The organism is Pseudoalteromonas sp. MMG024, from assembly GCF_021654175.1.
Lineage (GTDB): Bacteria > Pseudomonadota > Gammaproteobacteria > Enterobacterales > Alteromonadaceae > Pseudoalteromonas.
Genome location: NZ_JAKFZO010000009.1, coordinates 106,576 through 122,241, shown reverse-complemented (window position 1 = coordinate 122,241; position 15,666 = coordinate 106,576). Strand labels below are relative to the sequence as shown.

Annotated in this window: 15 protein-coding genes; 10 read left to right on the top strand and 5 right to left on the bottom strand. The window is 38.9% G+C overall.

All coding sequences use genetic code 11. The features are described from left to right. Positions 1–54: 54 nt before the first annotated feature. Positions 55–918 carry a DNA replication terminus site-binding protein gene (locus L1068_RS10470; RefSeq protein ID WP_237130209.1) on the top strand — a complete coding sequence of 288 codons (864 nt, stop codon included), beginning with the start codon at positions 55–57 and terminating at the stop codon, positions 916–918. 6 nt (positions 919–924) lie between these two features. On the opposite strand, the gene L1068_RS10465 is transcribed toward L1068_RS10470, so the two are convergent. Beyond that, a complete protein-coding gene (locus L1068_RS10465) occupies positions 925–2,142 on the bottom strand; it encodes a hypothetical protein (RefSeq protein ID WP_010558445.1) in 1,218 nt (405 codons plus the stop codon). A gap of 857 nt (positions 2,143–2,999) precedes the next feature. Here L1068_RS10465 and L1068_RS10460 point away from each other — a divergent pair. The 4 genes from L1068_RS10460 to L1068_RS10445 all read left to right on the top strand — a co-directional run bounded on the left by L1068_RS10460 (position 3,000) and on the right by L1068_RS10445 (position 9,610). Beyond that, a complete protein-coding gene (locus tag L1068_RS10460) occupies positions 3,000–4,235 on the top strand; it encodes an AAA family ATPase (RefSeq protein WP_237130208.1) in 1,236 nt (411 codons plus the stop codon). Positions 4,236–4,248: 13 nt separating this feature from the next. Continuing rightward, the gene (locus tag L1068_RS10455) at positions 4,249–5,217 is read left to right on the top strand and encodes a ParB N-terminal domain-containing protein (protein ID WP_237130207.1); all 969 of its coding nucleotides are present in this window, start codon (positions 4,249–4,251) and stop codon (positions 5,215–5,217) included. A 194-nt stretch (positions 5,218–5,411) separates the two neighbouring features. Continuing rightward, positions 5,412–8,564, top strand: a complete 3,153-nt coding sequence (locus L1068_RS10450; protein WP_237130206.1) for a DEAD/DEAH box helicase — start codon at positions 5,412–5,414, stop codon at positions 8,562–8,564. Positions 8,565–8,794: 230 nt separating this feature from the next. Further along, positions 8,795–9,610, top strand: coding sequence for a WYL domain-containing protein (locus L1068_RS10445; RefSeq protein WP_237130205.1), 816 nt, complete (start codon positions 8,795–8,797; stop codon positions 9,608–9,610). Between the two features lie 33 nt (positions 9,611–9,643). Here the strand turns inward: L1068_RS10445 and L1068_RS10440 are convergent, their stop codons facing one another. Next, complete coding sequence (locus L1068_RS10440) at positions 9,644–9,886, bottom strand: hypothetical protein (protein ID WP_237130204.1); 243 nt, start codon at positions 9,884–9,886, stop codon at positions 9,644–9,646. Between the two features lie 262 nt (positions 9,887–10,148). On the opposite strand from L1068_RS10440, the gene rmuC reads away from it, so the two are divergent. The 3 genes from rmuC to L1068_RS10425 all read left to right on the top strand — a co-directional run bounded on the left by rmuC (position 10,149) and on the right by L1068_RS10425 (position 12,595). Continuing rightward, a complete protein-coding gene (rmuC, locus tag L1068_RS10435; protein WP_237130203.1) occupies positions 10,149–11,507 on the top strand; it encodes a DNA recombination protein RmuC in 1,359 nt (452 codons plus the stop codon). A 223-nt stretch (positions 11,508–11,730) separates the two neighbouring features. Beyond that, a complete protein-coding gene (locus L1068_RS10430) occupies positions 11,731–12,126 on the top strand; it encodes a DUF3465 domain-containing protein (protein ID WP_237130202.1) in 396 nt (131 codons plus the stop codon). Positions 12,127–12,421: 295 nt separating this feature from the next. Next, a complete protein-coding gene (locus tag L1068_RS10425) occupies positions 12,422–12,595 on the top strand; it encodes a hypothetical protein (protein WP_237130201.1) in 174 nt (57 codons plus the stop codon). Between the two features lie 206 nt (positions 12,596–12,801). Here L1068_RS10425 and L1068_RS10420 read toward each other — a convergent pair whose 3' ends face one another. Continuing rightward, a complete protein-coding gene (locus tag L1068_RS10420; protein ID WP_237130200.1) occupies positions 12,802–13,563 on the bottom strand; it encodes a DUF4097 domain-containing protein in 762 nt (253 codons plus the stop codon). A 312-nt stretch (positions 13,564–13,875) separates the two neighbouring features. Between L1068_RS10420 and maoP the strand changes: the two genes are divergently transcribed. Then, a complete protein-coding gene (gene maoP / locus L1068_RS10415) occupies positions 13,876–14,214 on the top strand; it encodes a DUF413 domain-containing protein (RefSeq protein ID WP_010558434.1) in 339 nt (112 codons plus the stop codon). Further along, positions 14,204–14,347, top strand: a complete 144-nt coding sequence (locus L1068_RS10410) for a hypothetical protein (protein ID WP_237130199.1) — start codon at positions 14,204–14,206, stop codon at positions 14,345–14,347. Before maoP ends, L1068_RS10410 begins: the two co-directional genes overlap by 11 nt. A gap of 60 nt (positions 14,348–14,407) precedes the next feature. On the opposite strand, the gene L1068_RS10405 is transcribed toward L1068_RS10410, so the two are convergent. Together L1068_RS10405 and L1068_RS10400 are read right to left on the bottom strand one after the other, a co-directional pair. Next, positions 14,408–14,977, bottom strand: a complete 570-nt coding sequence (locus L1068_RS10405; protein WP_237130198.1) for a GNAT family N-acetyltransferase — start codon at positions 14,975–14,977, stop codon at positions 14,408–14,410. A gap of 26 nt (positions 14,978–15,003) precedes the next feature. After that, positions 15,004–15,393: an MAPEG family protein gene (locus L1068_RS10400; protein WP_237130197.1), complete on the bottom strand. Its 390-nt coding sequence runs from the start codon at positions 15,391–15,393 to the stop codon at positions 15,004–15,006. Positions 15,394–15,666: the final 273 nt, after the last annotated feature.

Here is a 15,666-nt window from a genome sequence, read left to right as displayed (position 1 = left end):
CTTGTCGGCAACAGTAAATACCATCAAACACTCAGTATCGCTAGAGATCAAAGAATGAATAAACGTTTTTTACTGCGCAGCCACTTTGATAAGTGCACTCAACTGATTGAACAATTACAACACGCGTTAGTTAATTCAGATCTCGCATTTTGTCATTATTATCAACTGCCAAAAGTCAAAGAGGCGGAAAACCACCGTCCTCCCACTGAAATTCCCGTCACTCCTTTTGAGGGATTAGATGCGCTCAATAAAAGTTGCTCGGCATTTAAAGATGTATTTAAACAGCCCGAATTAAGCGGAAAATTACTTACTCGCCATCCTGGGGTGATTGGTATTAAAGGGGATGCTCCCGAAATCCGATCACTTATTAGCGCAATTAATCAAGAAAAACAGAATTTTAAGCAAATTGTATTATCAGAAAAAAACAAAGACGCCCGTTTTGAACTGGTTCACAGCATAATTCCCAACTTGATCACCCTAGCGTTTTATCGTCAGATCTTTTGTGAAAGCCGCAGCGCATATTCAGTGCGATTTACTTGGATGCATAAACATTCGATTCAACACTTAAGCGCAAAACAGGCACTTACCTTTTTACAGCAAAACCAAAGCCATAAACCAATAATCACGCAAGATAAAGCAACATGGCAAGCTATGGTTGAACAAGAAAAACAACGGATAGTGGGTTTAAGTGAAAATAAAAAGCTACGTATTCGTCGCCCTATTCGGGTGTCACCCCAAGTAAACGTGCGGTTTAGCGCCCGCGATCGCTATCATGTTAGTGCAGCGCTACCGTTTATTTTATTTAACGCTGAAAAGGTTACAAAAGTTGGCAAGCTTACAAATTATGCTAAAAAGCCAGATACACGCGCAAAAAAAAGTCGCTACCTAATTGAGCGACTTTTCTTAGAAACACCTTAAAAGCGTTTAATCTTCAACGATTTGTACAATATCTTCTTCGTTGTCAATGACAATAGCATCATCAGCGATGCGTTTACCGCTTTGAATTTCCAAGCGTTTCTTCTGCTTGTTCAGGCTCAGCATTTCTTCACAGAAATCATCTGTTGGGAACATTTCATAGACGTAATCAACAATTTTGCCAGACTTATCATCTTTAACATTATCAATGGTGTAGTCTGAAATAACCCCTTTACTGATCAAATCTTTCATTGTTGTCGTCATATCACGACGCAAGGCTTTAAGTTTGTTCTCGGTAATTTCTTCATCACCTGTAATTGATCCGTACTTTTCCATAATCGACAATAAACGGAAGTGATGTGTTTTCCCTGGAGCAGCATAACGCCACAAATGATAAAGACGTAGCATCATCCAACGAGATAAACCACGTTTAAGCTCTTGTGCTCGGTTAAAGTAATAGCCTTTGTATTCAAGATTATCGATCATGTTGTGAACGAAGGCATTAAGACAAGCAACACACTTAATATTACCGCCCTGACCTTTTTTACCACTAAAATGTAACGACGATAAAAAGTTCATATTCGACTCATAAAACGAGTCATCAACATCAGTATTTTTGGTATCTTTCGCTGAATATTTAAAGCTCAGTTTAGAGCCTTGCAGCGCCTCTAACGCCTCTTTAATTTGAGGGTAAGGCATTGACTGGCCAACACTTTTAAGTTCTTGTGCCAGCTCATTCATAGAGAATACAACCGCGTATTGAATACCCGATTTAAAGTTAATTTTTACAATTTTGCCTTTTGAAGCAAGGCGGATAAGGGCACGCTCTACTTTTTCTTCGCGATCAGATGGCCAGACTAAAAACTCTTTTTCTTCACCCTGCTGCTTGGTACTAACAACTGCTGGCGTAATTTTTAGTTCGCCTTCATATTGAATGCCATCAATGCGTTCAGAGATACGTCGAGTAACAATCGTTCTGCCCGGCGCTTCTTCAACCGGCAGTTTTTTATGACCTGATCGCACAAAACGGCCCCAAAGATCATAATGATTAAAAGTGTTTGAGTACGCGCGAAGATCGTGGCGAGCGTTTTCAATAGGAACACGAACATCTTTATTATCGGTAAACAATGCCAAATTTTCATTATCAATAGCGCTTTCAACGCCATGGATCTGCCCACGTAAGGTATCCGGCAAATTCTCAACCGAGATATTTACTTTGTTAGACATTCAAGTTCCCATCTAAATTTTTATTATCTGTTAATATCATCACAGATCATTACTAAAGTTAATTAAATTAGTTAGTAAAATTGTGATCTGGCCTCGTTTTTTTTGCTCAGATCAAATTTTTACCAACTAAAAATATATAAAACGAAATAAACATGGCTGTTTCGTGTAAAAAACACACAGACAAATCAAGTTTTGACGTACTGGGATCACTTTTTTACTAACAAATCGTTTTCAGAACGATATTTTACCAACTCAAAGCACGATTTATTAGTATAAATAGCGTTTTTTTTAGAGAAACGGGCCCAGAGTTGGTAAAAATCGGTTCTGAGCCAGTAAAAATGGGCACTCAAAATTTAAAATGTGGATAACTCAAGATCGAATTAGTAGGGATCTGATCTCAACCAGGTTAGGATCCGATCTTAATTAACACGATCTAAGTAATTCCTTAAAAAACTGCACAATTACAAAGCGTTATCTTAGTATAAAGCTGATCTAAACGGCCTTTTTTGTGAATTGTGCTGTGCATAAACTGTACATTAACGGTGAATATAAAAATCAGTCAGTAAAAGGCTGATCTCGCTGTAGATATAAAACGGATCTTTACCAAGTATAAAGTCGATCCGAAAAAAAATAATAAAATGATGTTTTACAAACAGTTAGATCAACTATTCACAGCTCTAACCTTAAATACCTTAGTATTTAACCACCTTTAAACTTATTTCTTATTCTTTAAGTAAAATTATAACGCAATAAAACAGTATTTTTTTCTTTCAATTAAAACGATGTCGTCATAGAATAGTGAAAACAGCAAATTTAATGGACATTTGCATATTACACGTAAGTGTTAAGGTTTAGCTATGACAATCACTCAAAATGCGTTAAGTACCTATAAGCTATTAAAGGCCACTGCAAAAGTAGCTGAGGAATCTCTTGAAGGGCGTATTCAACATTATCGCGCTCATATTAAGGCAGATGACAAAGAATTAAGAACGTATACGCAAAAAGCAGCTGCGGACTTATTAGGATGTAACAACCGCACGCTTAAACGTCGTCATGACCAAGGCGATTTTGACCACCTTGATATTAAGAAAGGGGCAAATGGTCATTATGCTTATACACTAAGTAATATTTATCAAATGGCCGATATCTTAGGTATTCCTGCAGATAATCGCGCTAAAGGTGATAAATTACAGGTTATTGTTGTTAACTCCTTAAAAGGTGGCTGTGGTAAAACCACAAGTCTCGTTAATATTGCTGCTGCATTAGCAACAACAAATATTAAACGCTACCGCATAGGTATTATTGATCTTGACCCACAAGGATCCTCTACAAGCTTCTTTCCACCAGCAGAGCCTGAGCCAATTACGGTTGGCGATCTGATGCGTGATTGTATTGATCTTGAAGAAGGTGAAACATGGTCTGATGTAGTATCAAGTGCATTTGCGCCAACGCATATTCCCAATATTCGCTTTTTACCGTCAGGTATGGACGACTTCTACTTTGAGCACGAAACTGCAACAGAGCTAAAAGAAGGCAAAGGGTATGAAGAGTCTCAGCATTACCATAAGTTGCTCGATAAAGTGATTAAGCCCGTTGAAGATCAATTCGATATTATTCTGATCGACACAGCACCATCGCTTAACTTTATGTTTTACAACGCATTAATGGCATCCACATCGATGTTAATACCGGTTCATCCAGAAGCGGTAGATTTTGACGCTAACAACAAGTACTTAAAGCGTTTAGGTGAAATTTATCATACGGTTGCGGCATTGGGTCATAACGGTTGGGACTTTATGCAGTTCTTGGTAACTAACTATGTTAAAGGCAATCACTCACAGCGCGATATTGTTAAAGATGTACGCAGTGCGTTTGGCCGTCAGGTGATGAGTTATCCGATTAATCATAGCTCTGCCATTACCGCAAGTTCATCGTCTTTCAATACAATTTTCGATCAAAAAACATCTGACAGTCTCGCCAGTCGCGAGTCTTTAATAAAATCACAAGAAAACATCAAAGATGTGGTTGATGAACTAGAAATGTTGATCCGTTCAAACTGGTCGTCAACACAATGTCAGTTAGAAACAGCTTAATTTAGGTTTTACAATGGCAAAGAAACGTAAAAATGATACTCGCATCGATCCATTTGCAACAACAGTGGAGTCGAGCAGTTTAGACGCTTTATTAGAAAACGCACAAGCCGGTGATCAGATCACCATGCCTGCACCATCGGATCCTAACAGTGAAATTAAACTGTACTGCAAACTGATCAAAAATGCAGATATTGCAAAAAGTACAGACGTTTATGGTAAAAACCGCCGTGTTCAAGCGTTACTGAACGAAAAGTCAGTAGCTGACATTATTACAAGCATCAAAAGTGATGGCCGCAACCAACACCCAGCCCTTTGTTGGCAGCAAGGTGAACAAGAAGTGGTACTTGCAGGATCGCGTCGTCGTAAAGCTTGTATGATCTCTGGCAGTGATTATCTGGTACTCAGTTCGCCAGATTTTACAGATGAAGATGCAAAAATTTTAGCGGTGTCATCTGATCAGTATATTGCGCCAAGTTTATGGGAACTAGGCCAAGCTTACGCACAAACAAAACACGATCTAATTGTTGAAGGGCGTAAAGGCTCTTACCGTGAACTGGCTGAAATTGAAGGTGTTTCGCACACTGCGATTGCAGATGCATTGAAAGCCTATGAAAAACTGCCACAAGAAGTATTATCGCTTTACCCTACTGCAAACCATGTAGGCCGCGAAGTCGCAAAGAAGTTAATTGATGCCCGTGAAAAAGATCCGCAACAATTTGCAGAAAAAGTGGCAGATGTTAAACAGCGTTTAGCTGAGCTAGCACTTGATACTGATGATAAAACAGCTCTAGCAATTACTCGTGAATTAACGTACGCAGAGCCAGTTAAATCAAGCGCTCGTCAAAATATCGATATGGGTAATAGCTATATTAGCGCGCAAAAACACGAAAAGAGCGGTGATGTCGTGATTAAAATTGATAATCGCGTGCTAACCGACAAACGCTTGGAGCAATTAACTAAGCTACTTACTAACTTTAACTAGGTTAGTTGCTAACGTTAACCAAGTACGACTCGTAATATCGAGTAGTCACTTACACTAAAAGCGTGTTTACAGCCCTGTAGGCGCGCTTTTTAATGTCAATTTTTAACCATTCGCTAATCGATATCATAAATTCGTCATAAATCGCCAGAATTCGCTTTGCCCGCAAGCTAAATAGCCATATACTGGCAGAATTATTGATTTTTTATAGCCCCGATATGTCACAGCGCTTGTCAAAAAACGATTTACTCGCCTTATTTGATGAAATAAAAAACGAGGAGCTGGCCAGTTTTCCACTAACTGAGTCATTCTTAAAACGTTTCTTTAAGCCTGCTGTGTTCAATAAAGCGAAAGACTACCTTAGTCATGACCTTGTCTTATGGCGTGAAGCCAACGAAGGCTTTAAATCAATCAATGGCGAAGTGGCTAACCAAGAAGGCGAAACTTTCTACCCACAAGCAACCATCAAACAACTTAATGGCCAACCTAAAGTAACCACATCGTGTTCGTGTCGTTTAGGGCAAAAATGCGAACATATTGCCGCAGTATTCTTATCATTAAAAACCGAGCACTCGGGTGAATTTGGCAAAAATTACTTACTGCATGACTGGTTTACGCGGTTAGAATCGCTTAAATCAAAATCTGAAAAGCACGCGCCCAATGTGCTGTTATTTAGTTTAGAGAAAAATGGCGACGACATCGTGTTATTGCCTAAAATAGCCCCGCGTAGCGAAAGTCAGTACGGATTAGGTCGCGCACTTACGGCCAAACAACTGAGCTCGCAGGTCACACCAAAAGATCTCGATGAAAAAGACTTTCGACTATTTAGTTGGATCCGATCGCAAAATACGTTAGGTAAACTAACGCTACATGGTGAATGGGGCGCGTTGGCACTGGCGAAACTCGTTGAAACTAAGCGCTGTTATTGGGGCGATGAGCGCACTCCGCTTAGCTTAATTCATAAAGAGCCTCTGGCTATAGATTGGCAAGAAAACGACCTGGGTGCTGAGCTTAAATTAAGCATTAATACTCACCAAAATTGGGTATTAGTGCCGACCACACCACCTTATTTTGTTGATTTAGAAACAAAACAAGTTGGTGAAATAGATACCAGTCTTGCCAGTGATGAAATGAGCTTATTACTGACCATGCCCGCGGTTGAAAAAAGCAGCTACGCCCAAGCGCAGGATAAACTTAACGGTTTGTACGGTTTTGGCTTTGTGCCGTATTTGGTTGACAGCGACAGCCAATCAACCACCCCACAGCCTTGCCTGCGTTTTGAATTAGTGGACGAACTGCCAACACTGGCGCTTAGTTTTAATTACAAAACGGCAGTGCACAATGGCGCGTTTGAAAACACGTGTATTAATCAGCTTAACAACTATGGCTTAGAGCTTGTTTCTAGCGAAGCTAATATGCGATATTTTCGTTTTCCGCCGGCCAATGAAAACCAAGTGCAATGGCACTGGTTTATCAATGAAGTATGCGATGAACTAAAGAGCCATTTGTGGAAAGTAAGTGAGCCGACTAAAAAGTTACACATGCCGTCAGAGGCAAAGTTAGTTGCCAATTTATCGCGTGTTGCAAATAACAAACTGCAACTTGATGTTAATTTCTCTGTTGATCAGCTAGTACTTGATTTTAATTTGCTGAGAGAAAAAGCGGCGTTAATCAATAACAAAGCTAACAAAGGTTATTACATAAATTATCACCAAGACCGTTGGCTTGTGGTAAGCCGCAGCGATGCGCTAAACCTAAAACAGGTGATTGATCAGTATTATGGTGAAAAACGCTGGCCTAAGCGTTTTACCTTGCCATTATCGGCGCTTACATTGCTGCGTGTGTGCGATAGTGCAATGTTTATCATCGAAGATAAGCAACTATCAGAATTGTTTTATCTAGAGCACAGTGAGAGCAGTCTTACGGCAAGCTTACCAAACGGCCTAAACGCCACGCTACGCGACTATCAGTTAAAAGGTCTAGCTTGGCTACAGTTTTTAGAGAAACACGGTCTAGGCGGTATTTTGGCTGATGATATGGGCTTAGGTAAGACGATTCAGGTACTTAGCTTCTTACTTAGCCAAAAAGAAGCAAAACGCAGTACTTTGCCTAGTTTAATTATTTGCCCAACCAGTTTGGTAAACAACTGGCTGCTTGAAGCTGAAAAGTTTACACCTGATTTAAAGCTGGTTGCCGTTCAAGGCGCGAATCGTAAAAAGCTGTTAACTAAAGCGGCGACGGCCGATGTGGTTATCACCAGCTTCCCATTGCTATTGCGCGATCATGAACATTATTTACAGATGCACTTTGGCAATATTATTTTGGATGAAGCGCAAACCATTAAAAACTATCAATCAAAAGTATCGCGCTTTGCTAAGTCATTGAAAGGTGATTTTCACTTGTGCTTAAGCGGCACACCGGTAGAAAACAATTTATCGGAGCTTAAATCGTTATTTGACTTTGCTATGCCGGGATTACTTGGCAGCACCGCGTACTTTAAAAATCATTTCCAACAACCCATTGAAAAAGAGAATAATGCATATCGCGCCGAGCAATTAAACGACATTATTGCCGGATATGTACTACGTCGAACGAAAGCGGAAGTTGCTAAAGAACTTCCAGCTAAGTCGGAAATGGTAAAAGTGATTGAACTGTGTGATAGCCAAAAATCACTGTATCAAAAAGTCAGTGAACAAATTGAATCAAAAGTTAAATCGATCTTTGAAGCCGGTGAGCAACAAGCTAGTAAATTACTGTTTTTAGAGTCGTTATTAAAACTTAGGCAAATATGCTGCGATCCGCGATTAATCAGTAAGTCTACCGATCCAGACGAAGCAATTAACAGCGCTAAATTAAACTATTTAGCTAATACACTGCCTGAAATGTTAAAAGAAGGGCGAAAAGTCATTATTTTCAGCCAATTCACCAGCATGCTGTCGCTTATTGAACAAAAGCTTAGCGAAATTGGCATTGATTACAGCCTACTAACAGGCCAAACTCGCCACCGTCAAAAAGCCATTGATAAGTTTCAGCAAGGCGATGTGAGCGTGTTTTTAATTAGCTTAAAAGCCGGTGGTACAGGGCTTAATTTAACCGCTGCCGATACCGTTATTCACTACGATCCTTGGTGGAATCCTGCGGTTGAGCGCCAAGCAACCGATCGCGCTTATCGTATTGGCCAAGATAAACCTGTTTTTGTTTATAAACTGATTTGCCAAAACAGTATTGAAGAAAAAGTACAGCGCATGCAGCAAGAAAAAGCCGCATTAGCCGAGCGCTTTTTCGATAGCAATAGCCACGGTTTTTCTGATTTTAGTGAACAAGATCTGCTGCAATTAATTGGATCGTAATTTTTTTAAATAAATTTGAACTTAACTAAAAACGGTAAGTCTATTACTACAGATGACATGTTGACTTTGCTGTTGTTGTCTCAATCCATCCCTGGATTAAATGATTTCCCGTTGATTACTAAGTTAGTAATTTTTGGCCAGCCCCATTAAACAATGTGGCTGGCTTTTTTCATTTTATTTGGTCAAAATAGTTTCAAACAATAAAAATTGCGTCATCAAAGGCATACACAATGCGCTGGGAAGATATAAAACGCTATCAAGTAATTGAAGCGCTTTTATTATGGGAAGGTAAGCTAAATGCTCGCCAACTTATGGATTACTTTGAAACGAGCCGCCCCACGGCACAAAAATACATTTCAGAATACAAGCAGCTTAATCCAAGCGGATTTGAGTTTGTGAGCCAGCAACGTGCACATATTGCCAATGTCGATTTTACGCCGCAATTTATTGATTTAGAATTCTCAAGCTATCACGCGCTTTTTAATACTCAAGGCGAGCACGCAGTGACATCGCTTGTTGAAACATTACCGCAGGTACACCGCAATATAAGCCCGCAATTGGTCAGGCCTATCCTGCAAGCAATCCGTTATCAATTACGTTTAGATATCGGCTACATTTCACTTTCGAGCCCTGAGTTTGAAGACCGAATTATTCAGCCCCACAGCTTAGTATTTGACGGTACACGTTATCATGTACGTGCATTTTGCGAGAAAAACCAAGACTATCGCGATTTTGTTTTGTCGCGTTTTTCTGGGGAATTCGCTTTTGAGGGAGAAGCTACGTTTGATGAAGCGCATGATACGCTGTGGCAAACTGAAGTTACGCTCGTGGTGTGTCCGGATCACCGTTTAACTGAGTTGCAAAAAAAGGTGATTGCACACGATTACCAAATGACAGAGCAAAAGTTAGCACTTAAAACTCGCGCCGCTTTATTAAGGTATTTGCTACAACATTTACGACTGGATATTTACCAAGCGGCCGCTGAGCAACAGCAAATCGTGATCGACCCTGAATGCCGAAAACTGCTTGCACCATACATTAATTAACCTTAACTCGGGTTAATTAGTTCTAAACGCATATTAAAAAGCCATAAGTGTTAAATATGGGATCATTAATATACCAACAAAAGTAACTGCACCCAGAGCGTTACTCTGCAATAAGGCTAAAAGCTGCTGATTTCGGGCTGTTCTCGCTTCGGAACATTGTTTTACTAACTCTGAAATTTGATACTCTTTTACCGCGCTTTTGATTAACTGTCGCTCGACATTTAGGAGTTTTTTATAGCCGTTTTGTGCGCTTAAAAAATTATCTAATGTATTCATAATAAAGCCTTTTTATCATTCAATTCGTTTTCTTAAGGTTATTAAAGCCAACTTTTATTTAAAAATAAATAGACCAATTTTTGACCTGTAAAAGATGTTTACAGATCACTTTTTTACTAGCCAATAAACCACTTTTTTACTTACTCAATGGCAATGTGGGTGTAAAAAAGTTTTACAGGTAGTGATGTAAATAATTGATTTGTGTGCGGCATAAATGGCAAAAAAGGTATACTAATCACGTCTTTTCAAATAGGAATCGCTTATGCAAGCCTTGTTAAACCAACCTGAAATAGTGACCACAGCGTTTTTATGTCTTTTTGTGGTGTTTTTAGTGACTATTTTGGTGACTGTAGGTCGTTCTAAAAACAAAACTGCATTGCTACAAGCCCAGTATTTACAAGAAAAAGCAGGGTTAGAAGAAAAATTGGCGGACCTTGCAAAAACCTCAGACCAAAATTTTACCAACTGGCAACAAGAGCAAGAACGCACCAATCAACTGCGTATTAAGTACAGTGCATTGCAAACACGTCTTACTGAGCGTGAACACAGCTATCAGCAGCAATTAGCGAGTTTACAAGATGCTAAAACTGAACTTAAAAAAGAATTTTCATTGCTTGCTAATCAAATATTTGAAGAAAAAGGACAAGCGTTTAAATCGTTAAACCAAGAGAGCGTGTCTAATTTACTAAGGCCAATGCAAGAAGAGCTCAGAGGCTTTAAACAAAAAGTTGAAACCATTCATAGCGAAGAATTAAAACAGCGCTCAGAACTAAAAACAGAACTCGTGCATTTGCAAAAATTGAATCAAGCCATTACTTCACAGGCCGAACAACTTACAACTGCATTACAAGGACAAAAGAAAACCCAAGGAAATTGGGGCGAATTAATGCTAGAGAATGTACTAGAAAGTGCCGGACTTCGCGTTGGTGACGATTACCAACGCGAATTTCATGTTAAAGCGTTGGAAGGAAATTACCGGCCTGATGTGGTGGTATTTTTACCACAAAAGCGTCACTTGGTCATTGACGCTAAAACGTCGTTGAACGCCTACACTCAATATGTAAATGCAGAGAATGAACTGATTGCAGAGCAAGCATTAAAACAACATGTAATGGCCGTAAATGCGCGCATCGAGGAGCTTGCAAGTAAAGGATATGACAAACTACCAGGCTTAAATTCACCTGAGGTGGTGATTTTATTTATGCCAATTGAATCGGCTTATGTTGAAGCATTGAAATACCAACCTGATCTTTATCAACGTGCTATCGAAAAGAATATTTTAGTGGCTACGCCAACGACCCTCTTAACGAGCATGAATATTGTGCGCCAATTATGGCGTTTTGAAGAGCAAAGTAAACATAGTGCTGAACTGGCGCAGCGTGCAGAACGTTTTTATACTAAGTTAAATGGCTTTTTAACCAGTATGCAAGGCGTTGGTAAAACTCTTGATAAAGCAAAAGAAGGTTACGATCGCGCATTTGCACAGCTTTACTCTGGCAAAGGTAACTTAATTAAACAAGCTGCTGAATTTAAAGAATTAGGTGTAGCTGTACAAAAAGAACTGCCTAAAGAACTCATTGAGAAGGCAGAACTTGAATTAAATTTTGAGCAAAGTGAGTAAGTTATAAAGTACTAAGGGGAGGTGTAAATGCCCTTTACAGTTTTAAATGGTTTGCCAAAACCACCAATAATGTGTCATTTTTAGTAAATTACCTTGTTGTTGAAAATTAAACTTTAAATGTAATTTCTGGATTTTTGAAACGCTAAGGCCAATAAACAGGCTTCGTCAAAAAGCATATTAATTTTATAATCACTCTTTCTAGTAGTAACTCAAAGGATTGAAAATGAAACACTTCACTGCCCTTTTATTAGTTGGTTTTTTCTTAACCGCTATTAACCTACACGCAAATGATCGTCAGCTCAGTGACGCATATAAAAATCAGCAAAGTGATATTCAAGTTAAAGGTTCAGGCACTGTGCTACGTGTTTTGCCTGATGATAATAATGGCTCAAGACACCAAAAATTTATTTTGGGTTTGGCAAGTAAGCAAACGCTCCTCGTTGCACATAATATTGATTTAGCGCCGCGTATTTCGAACTTAAAAATGGGTGATAAGGTAGAGTTTTACGGTGAATATGAGTGGACTAAAAAAGGTGGTGTGATGCACTGGACACACAAAGATCCGCGCAATAAACATACTCACGGGTGGCTTAAACATAAAGGCAAAGTTTACGAGTAAAAGAGTTGAAAATAGGATTAATCACGACCTAATGTATTGTAAACGCCAGATATTATGAGTATATCTTGCATATTAGCTAGTTACATACTTGCTTTTTTTAAAAGTGATTTTCATCGGTTTTGACTACAAACATCTTATCATTTGATAGATATTTATTTCACTAAAGGAGTTGTGAATTGTGGATAGCTTTACAGAGTTTGAACTTGTAATGATAGGCTTAACAGTTTTACCAGTACTTATTTATTTTTGTTCACCTCTGCAATAACTGTTTGAAAAGGCCGCTCGTGGTGGAGGTGTGTCTATTGTGGTGTTACCTTTTTCTTTATCATGGATTTTAAGTGGTTATGCCGCTCAAAATGATATTTTTAGATATGTTATGTTGAGTTTTGGCTTTTGTTTTTTTACCGTATTCTATGGCGCAGGCGTGGCTTTACTTATAAAAGAGAGACGAAAACAACGTACACAATAAAAATGCAAACTATGTAACTGTGTTGGTTTAATATCTAATCTTAGTCGTTTTGGGATTGTTTTAGTGCGCGAAACGCTTGCTTAAGTATATTTATAATAACTTGGCTGTTAGGTTTGAACGATAAAACGGAGCAAACCTAACAGCACAACAGGCATGAAATAGTATAAAGGGGGTTTACACTTCACATGCTAGTTAATGGAGCCTGTTTAATCGATTTTAACTTCACCTTTTACATTATCGATATTTAAATCGCCCGAACCGTCGTCTTCAACAATCAATCCACCCGCACCGTTTACGGTAATATCGCCGGAGCCATCATCTACTTTTACTGTGCCCGTAACATTTCTAACAAGTAAATCACCTGAACCATCGTCAATAGTGACTGCTCCTTTGGTGTTTTCAACCTCGGTATCACCCGAGCCATCTTCAATTTCAACGTCACCTTGAATATTGCTTATGTAGAGTGAGCCAGAGCTGTCGTCGACGTATACTGATTTACCGCCATCAATGGTTAAGTCACCAGAGCTATCGTCTACCTTAATGGTGTTACTTAAGCCGTTGATTGTAACATCGCCAGAGCTATCATCGAGTTCGAGTGCTAGTTTGCTTGGCATGGTGATGACAAGGTCGATGCTATGCCCTTGGTTGATGTGAATACGTAAACCATCTTGAATATCGTGTATTGCAACGAGTTTTGCAGTATCACCAGATTGAGTTAAAGAAAGTTCGTAATTTAGATCTTCGCTGGTATAAATGTCGGCATTCACTGTAATTTTATCGCTACTGTCTGAGCCTATAATTTTAAGTGACCCAGCACCAGTTTCGGCGATAAGTGTAGATAATTGACTTGCGTTTAGCACTAATTCTCGCTCGATGTGAGTATCCGCAGAATTGGTGTTTCCACCGATATGCACAATACAACCTGGAAGCAGTGTTGCCATGGCAATTGCTGAAAATGTTTTATACATGATGTTCCCTTCTAATGAATTATTTTTATTATTCATTGCCGTGTTGAGTGACTAATAGTAATTTAAAGCAATCACTAGGCCAAAATTCAAATCTTTGAATAATATAGGTTTATTTTTATTTAATAAAATAAAGAAAACAATCAAACGAATTATTAGTCATTTTTGCCATTCGAACTTTGTCATTTTGACCAACTATGCGAGTTCGCGTCATATTTACTGTATTGAATGTTTTTTAAAAGTGTCATTTATCTTTCATATTTGTTGGCTAATTTTATCGCCGAATAACAGCTCCAAATATAAGAGAATATTGTTATGACAAACACGATCCGCGCTGGACGTCGAAAGTTTTATGACGATGAGCATTTTGCCGGTGGCATTGAGCGTTCTGGCTTTTTTACTATTTCTGAGGCTAATTTTTTAGTTGAATACGGTGACACATTGAATGGGCTAAGCGCAGGTAATTTAAATCCTGAATCTGCTGCTGAATCGGAATTTGTGGCCTGTATGCAGTCTAATATTGCGTCTAACAGCTATGAAGTAAAGCTCTGGCGAAAATATATAAAAGCTGTTCACAGCGTGACGCACAGAGCCAGTGCGAATAGTTCACGTACAGAACAACATTATTCATTTGAGGGATATGATGAAGCGTAGTTTGCAACAAGATAGCTATTTAGAAAAAACAAAAGTTGGCCGAAAACCAAAGCGCGATAAGCCGAAAGCCAAATTTGATAATAAAAATAAGCGTAAAAAATTTGATGATCATGATTGGGATGATCGCGATTAATAAAAGCGCTCAATCTTTGATAATAATTGCGGCCAGAGTTAGCGCTCTGGCCGCTTTTATTTAACGTGGCGTAAACTCGGGTTTTAGTAAACCAAAGCACGTTAAATCGTGATATTGGTTTTTCCAAAAACCACTTGCGCGGCGGATCCCCTCTTGTTTAAAGCCAAGCTTTTTAAGTACGGATTCGGACGCGCCATTACCCTGCATGGTATCAGCCTGGATGCGATATAATTCACCAAATGGTGAGTTGTCTGAATAAACTAGTGTAATAATCGCGTTTAACGCTTCAGTGGCATACCCTTTGCCCCAATGATCACTAGCAAATTCATAACCAATCACTGCATTGTGCATTTTTGAATTAAACGAATTAAAACCACATGTGCCAATTAGCTCGCCAGTTTCTTTGAGGCGAATAGCCCAACGAATGCCCTCTTGCTGTTTAAATCGTTGATTAAAGAAATCTATTAGATCAAGAGATTGCTGCTTGGATGTAAACGTTTCAATATTATAAAACTTAACCACAGCTTGATCTGAAAAAATCGAAAATAACCTATCGTTATCATCGATTGTTAGTGTGTCTAGTGTTAATCGTGCAGTGTCTAAATTTGGAAATTGTAGATTAGTCTGCATTAGTACTCCTTGTTTCTTTGCACGGGTTACGCTATTTGAATGAGCAAAATAACCCACATTGACAGCACTGACATCACAGCACCCCAAAACGTTATCATGCGATGTAGTACATTGTTGTAGGTAAGGTGTACAAAGGCCTGTAAAGTTCTAAAAGTAACAAAACTCCACGCCAAGGTGAGCGCTAAGCCATTCGTAATTTCTAGGCTCACAAACAAGGTAGAGACAACATAAAATAATACCGGTACTTCGAACATGTTGTTAAAGCAACGCGTTGATGTGGTTAATTTTTCGGGCACGTCTTGGCCTTCCATTGTGCGATAGTATTTAATTTTCACGCTGCCATTTTTAACGCTTTTAATACGAGTGGTAACGGCCACAATACCAACGGCAAACGTTAATAAAACCATTCCAAACATTGCATAGATCATACAGAGCCTTTTATTTGTTTAATTATTTAATTCTGATCTGAAAGATCGTTTATCTTACTTATTCTGAGTCCTTTTGTAACACAGAGACGACTACGAAATACATCGCTTTTTACTGTGAAACACTTTTGATATTCAATGCGATATGTATTTTGGTATATCCATGTGATTTAAATTTTCGCGTTTTAGCGTTAGCTACAGTAATTCCGTTATATACGTTTGTAGCTTAATCATTTCGTCACACTTCTTTCATACACTGCGCTA